This window comes from Nitrococcus sp., assembly GCF_059432795.1.
The window spans coordinates 1-5991 of sequence record NZ_JBXWZQ010000179.1 but is presented as its reverse complement, the minus strand read 5'-3'; the positions used below and the strand labels follow the sequence as shown (position 1 = coordinate 5991).

General features: G+C 64.2%; 4 protein-coding genes. 3 read left to right on the top strand and 1 reads right to left on the bottom strand.

The window, feature by feature from the left end; all coding sequences use genetic code 11:
- On the top strand, window positions 1–194 hold a 194-nt coding region (locus AC52Q4_RS12455; protein ID WP_495537121.1), incomplete at its 5' end, for a hypothetical protein.
- Between the two features lie 59 nt (window positions 195–253).
- Here the strand turns inward: AC52Q4_RS12455 and AC52Q4_RS12450 are convergent.
- Window positions 254–2959 carry a bifunctional acetate--CoA ligase family protein/GNAT family N-acetyltransferase gene (locus AC52Q4_RS12450; protein WP_495537120.1) on the bottom strand — a complete coding sequence of 902 codons (2706 nt, stop codon included), beginning with the start codon at window positions 2957–2959 and terminating at the stop codon, window positions 254–256.
- 710 nt (window positions 2960–3669) lie between these two features.
- On the opposite strand from AC52Q4_RS12450, the gene AC52Q4_RS12445 reads away from it, so the two are divergent.
- Window positions 3670–4983 carry an MFS transporter gene (locus tag AC52Q4_RS12445; RefSeq protein WP_495537119.1) on the top strand — a complete coding sequence of 438 codons (1314 nt, stop codon included), beginning with the start codon at window positions 3670–3672 and terminating at the stop codon, window positions 4981–4983.
- A gap of 373 nt (window positions 4984–5356) precedes the next feature.
- Window positions 5357–5863: an Hsp20/alpha crystallin family protein gene (locus AC52Q4_RS12440; protein ID WP_495537118.1), complete on the top strand. Its 507-nt coding sequence runs from the start codon at window positions 5357–5359 to the stop codon at window positions 5861–5863.
- The last annotated feature ends 128 nt before the right edge of the window (window positions 5864–5991 follow it).

The following is a 5991-nucleotide window of genomic DNA, read 5'->3' as shown; positions in this document are numbered from 1 at the left end:
TCGCCGCTTTTCCTTTCATGGTTCTGATGGTCTTCATGGCCGGCGCTTTGCTGAAAGCACTGCGCAATGAAATGCGGCAAAAAGAGCTGCACGAGGCCATCATGCGGGAACGCCTGCAGCGCCTGATCGAAGCGAATGAGGCCCGGGGTCAAGGATTGGGAAAAGAGCCGGGTAGCGGCCGCCAGGACGAATGAAGAGCGCTCCATCATCGGCCCCTGGGTAAGAGGCAGGCCTGGGCTCCCAGCGGAATGCCTTATTCCAGCCCCAGCTCCACCCGCACAATGCCCCGCTCCTCCGGCAGCGGGTACTGGTCGAATCCCAGGCTCTTGCACAGGCGCAGCATAGTCGCATTCTGCTGCAGGACATCACCGAAGATCAGCCGCGTGCCGCGGCGGCGGCAGTAGTCGATGATGCGGCGCATGAGTAGGCGGCCCAGCCCCACCCCCGCCATGTCGTGGTGCACGATAATGGCATATTCGGCCTTCTCGTTGTCCGGGTCGGTGGCGATTCGAACGACACCGTAGATCTCGGTCTGCCCGGCGATGCCCGGCTCGGTGAGGATGAGCGCCATCTCCCGGTCGTAGTCGATCTGTGTGAACCGCGCGGCCATCATATGCGAGAGCACTTTCAGCGGCGCGAGGAAACGCAGCCGGATTTCCTCCGGGGTCAGCTTGGCGAAAGCCCGCTGCAGCGCCGGCTCGTCTTCAGGCCGGATCGGACGCAGCAGCAACTCGCGGCCGTCGTCGAGCCGCACCGTCTCCTCGAGCTCCTTGGGATACGGGCGGATGGCGAGCCGATCCGAGCCGAACGCGCCGTGCGCTTTCACCCGCACGCGGGCATCGAGCGCCACCACGCCGGACGCGTCGGCCAGCAGGGGGTTGATGTCAAGCTCAACGATCTCCGGGATGTCCGTCACCAGCTGTGAAACCCGGATCAGCGTCAGGGCAATGGCATCCAGATCCGCATGCGGAAGGCCCCGGAAGCCCCGGAGCTGGCGATGGATGCGCGTGCGCGAGATGATCTCGTAGGCGAGCTTCATATTGAGCGGAGGCAATCCGAGCGCCTGGTCCTTGATGATTTCCACCGCGGTGCCGCCCTGGCCGAACAGCACCACCGGGCCGAACTGGGGGTCGTCGGTTACGCCGACGATGAGCTCGTAGGCGCCGGGTCGGCGCACCATCGGCTGAACACTGAACCCGTGCACCCGGGCCGTGGGCTGGGCCTGTTTCACGCGCTGGAGCATCTCCTGCGCCGCCTCGCGCACCGCCGCCGGTCTGGCCAGATCCAAGGCCACGCCGCCCACGTCCGTCTTGTGCGTGATATCGGGCGAGACGATCTTCAGCGCCACCGGAGCATTAATTTCTGCCGCCCGCGCCTCGGCCTCCTCCGGCGAACGGGCCACGTGGGTGGCGACGGCCGGGATACCGTAGGCGGCGAGCACGCCCTTTGCCTCCGGCTCGGTGAGCCATTCGCGCTCGTCCGCGAGCGCATTCTCGATAGCGCGATTCGCGCCTTCCGCATCCGGGGTAAACTCCACCGGTACCGACGGCGGCGTCTCCCGCAGCGTCTCCTGGTTGCGGCGGTAATTGACCATGTGCATGAAGGCCCGCACGGCCGCCTCCGGTGTGGTGTAGCTGGGGATGCGATGCTCGGCGAACAGCGCACGGCAGGCTTCGGCGGTCGCCTGGCCCACCCAGCTCGTCAACAGGGACCGGCGCGGCGACCGGTCGTTGCGGTGGATGAGCTTTTTGGCGCCATCGATCACCGCTCGCGCGGCATCCTGGCTGTCGGCGACAGCGGTGGGGCAGTTCAGGACGAGCAACGCATCCACCTCCGGGGCGTCCGAGAGCACGCCGAGGGCGTCTGCGTAGCGCTCGGCCGGAGCGTCGCCGATGATGTCCACCGGGTTGCCCCGGGGCCAGGTGGCCGGCAGGACCTTATCCAGCTTGCCAACGGTCTCCTCGCTCAGCGCGGCGAGCGTGCCCCCGTCATCAATAAGCGCATCGGTCGCCAGGACCCCGATACCGCCGCCGTTGGTGAGAATGGCAAGGCGCTCGCCGTGGGGGAGCTCACTCATCGCCAACGTCTCGACCGCCGCAAACAGATCGCCGAGCCGGAATACCCGGAGCATGCCGGCACGGCGAAAGGCGGCATCGTAGACGGCATCGGCGCCGGCCAGCGCGCCCGTATGGGAGGCCGCGGCGCGCGCCGCTTCGGCATGGCGACCGGCCTTGACGACGATCACCGGCTTCATGCGCGCGGCGGCCCGGGCGGCAGACATGAACTTGCGGGCCTGGGTGATCGCCTCTACGTAGAGCAGGATCGCGTGCGTGTCCCGGTCGTTGGCGAGGTAGTCCAGCATGTCGCCGAAGTCGACGTCGGCCATACCGCCCAAGGAGACCAGGTGTGAAAATCCGATGCCGCGGCTCTCGGCCCAGTCGAGCACGGCAGTGACGACGGCGCCGGATTGCGTGACGAAAGCAAGCCGTCCGGTTTTCGGGCTCAAATGTGAGAAGCTCGCATTGAGCCCCATCGCCGGTACCAGCAGACCCAGACAGTTGGGTCCGACGATGCGCATGAGGTGCGGTCGGGCAGCATCGAGCATCGCCTGGCGTCGGGCGATGCCCGCCTCGTCGGCGCCCTCGCCGAACCCGGCCGTCACGACCACGGCGGCTTTGGTGCCGCGCTCGGCCAGCTTCCCGATGAGCTCGGGAACGGTATCGGGCGGCGTGCTCAAAACGGCGAGATCCGGGGTCATGGGCAGGCTGTCGATGTCGGGATAAGCGAGGACGCCCTCGATGGCCCGGTACTTGGGGTTCACCGGCATGACGGGGCCCTCGAAGCCGGACTTGAACAAGTTTCTCGCCAGGACGGCGCCAACTGAGTGCGGCTTCCGGCTGGCGCCGATGAGAGCCACTGACTCGGGTCGTAACAGGTGGTCCAGATTGCGGATGCTCATCGGCTACCTTCATTCAACTTGGGTTGCACACCACGCCGTATACAACGGACTCACGCTCACCCACAGAGAGAGCGAGAGGCTAGCGCCAGATCAGCACTGGCTCACCGTTACGGTAGAACATATTTATGGTAGTGGTAGGGAGGGAAGCGACCGTCCAGCAGCCCGCTGGTAGCGCATTCCATTATTCGCGGCGGAACCGCCCCGGTCTTGTGCCGGAGTGCGGTGCCGTCTCCCATCCATAGGAGCTTAGGCCCATGGAGCGTTCGTTCGTATCACAGCCATGTTCAATCCGGCACTATGGCGATATGCCCATGATCCCTGTAGCCGAGACTTTCCCCGCTAGCCAAACGGTCGGCCTCGCCAGGCCGATACATTTGCCCGACGCATGCCGAGGTGATCGCAGATAAATCCGCTAGCGGCGCCAAGGGATAGATTTCCTGGAACCCGGAGAGGTGAGCGCAGAAGCGGAAGAGAACCCGGAGCTGCGGTACACGACGTGGCGTTTCCGGGACGTGGTAGGAGCCGCATTCGGGATCAAAGTAAGAGGCCGGATTTTCTCCCCAAAGGCAGTCCCAATACGGGGGAGGGGGCCAAAATCAGGGGCTGAACTGGTAAAAATTGCCCTAATCAGAGGGGCAAGTCACATTACAATCGTTGTCGAGCTTGGCTTTGACCCAAGGGAAGGACGTTTCAAACACAAGGAGGCACTCATGACGAAGCCTGCAACGGATGCTTCCCAGCCGCAGTATAGGCTGCGCGGCTCGCCTATGACGGGCCTCATGATGGGCACCTGGGGGTATTTCATCGGCTTTGCCGCGGTCTCGCTCTACGGTCCGGCGGCTAAGTACTTCCAGGAACAGATGCAGCTCAGCGGCGTGGCGCTGGGATTGCTGGTGGCCGCCCCGCAGTTGATGGGCTCATTGGCCCGCATTCCCTTCGGTGCTTGGGTGGACCGGGTGGGTGGGCGCCTGCCGATGCTGACCTTGCTGGGACTCTCGCTGCTCGGTATGTGGGGATTGGTCTTTATCCTTTATGCGGTGCCTGAGATCACGGTTCGCCAGTATCCCATTATTGTTTTCTTTGGGTTGCTGAGCGGTTTCGGGGTCGCCTCCTTTTCGGTCGGCATACCCCAGGTATCCTATTGGTACCCGCAACGCCGCCAGGGGACCGTTTTGGGCGCCTACGGCGGTCTGGGCAACCTCGCCCCCGGTCTCTTTACCTTGGCGCTACCTTTTGCGATAGCGACCTGGGGGCTCGCCGGATCCTATCTTGCCTGGTTCCTGTTTCTGCTCTTCGGCACACTCGTTTACGCCGCGTGGGCACGCGACGCTTACTATTTCCAGCTTCGCAAGCAGGGTGCCTCGCCCGAGGCGAGTCGCAAGATCGCCACTGCGCATGGCCAAGAGCTCTTCCCCCGGGAAGCCGTGTGGCAGGCGGTCATTACCGCAGCGGAGGACCCCCGCACCTGGGGACTGGTCGCACTCTATTTCACCTCTTTCGGCGGCTTCCTCGCGCTCACTGCCTGGTTCCCCATCTACTGGATCAATCTTCACCACATGAGCATTGAGACCGCCGGCCTCCTAGGTGGGGTCGGATTCTCCCTGCTCGCCGCAGCCATCCGCGTCTATGGCGGCGTACTCTCAGAGCGGATTGGCGGCGAGCGCACGGCCCTTCTCGCCTTCAGCGTGGTGCTCGCGGGGGCTTTGCTGCTTACCTTCATCGTGCACTTTTGGATCAACTTGCTCGGCGAGGCGCTGATCGGGCTGGGCATGGGCGTGGGCAATGCCGCGGTGTTCAAAATGGTACCCAAATACGTGCCCGAAGCGGTGGGTGGGGCCGCGGGGCTGGTCGGCGGCTTGGGGGCTTTCGGCGGCTTCCTCATTCCGCTAATGCTCGGTGCCACCGTGGATGCCCTGGGCAGCGCGGGCTATGCGGGTGGTTTCTTCGCTTATGTGGTGCTGGCGGTCATCGCCATTGGTATCTCCTGGCACTTCAAGCGCGTCGATGTGCCGTTCCGCGGCTGACGGTCGCCTTACCACGCGTTCCACCGGTTGCAGGGCATTGCGCCAGTTCACTGAAGAAGCTCCAATTCCGGCCGAATGTTGTCCCCGCTGCCCGGGCACCGGATGGCGCCGCAAGTCAAGTGTTCTATCCAAGCGCAGCATGCGGCCTGAACCGCATCAAACGAACGTCTCGGACAGAGAGCGAACGGCAGGCTAAGGAGCGCGGAACCGGCGCGATTTCTAAATACGACCACCAAGTTGACGTATGTCAACGTAATTCGGCCCGGCGCGTCTTAGCCTTTATGCGTGGTACACCAAAAAACCTGAACGGACGGTTGTGCCACACGGTCAGTCATCAACCCGAAGGTCTAGCGAAAACTCAGGAGTAAGCGCCATGGCCGAGGAAAAGCTCAGGGAAATCACCCCCGCTACCAAGGAAGCCACGCCGGCCTCGCGGGCGCTGAGCCCGTTCGAGGAATTCGAGCGGATGCTCGAGAATCTTTTTGACCGGGGCTGGATGCAGCGGCTGCGCTGGGGCGGGGAGCGCCCGCTTTGGGATCGCCTTGCCTCTGTGGAGCCGCGCCTGCCGAAAGTCGATGTCGTCGACCGGGACAGCGAGCTGCTGGTACGCGCCGAGATCCCGGGTGTCGAGCGCAAGGACCTGGACGTTTCGGTGACCGACACTACCGTGACGATCAAGGGCCAGAGCTCCCGCGAGACAAAGGAGGAGAAGGGCGATTACTACCGTTGCGAGATTGCCAGTGGCGCGTTCGCGCGGACCGTCGCGCTGCCCTGTGACGTCGACCCCGACAAGGCCGAGGCCAAATTCAATGAAGGTATTCTTGAGCTGAGCCTGCCGAAGGTCAAGGAAGCCCGCCGGCGCAAAATCGAGGTGAAGTAAAGAATTCCCTGCCGTGGGCCGCCTCCGACCCCCGCGCCCGCCTGAAGAGCGGCGCGCCCCACCAAGCGACCCCCGCGGCCCGGGCTCGCGCCGCACACCCCCCCCGCGGGGGAGCTTTGCATTTTGAA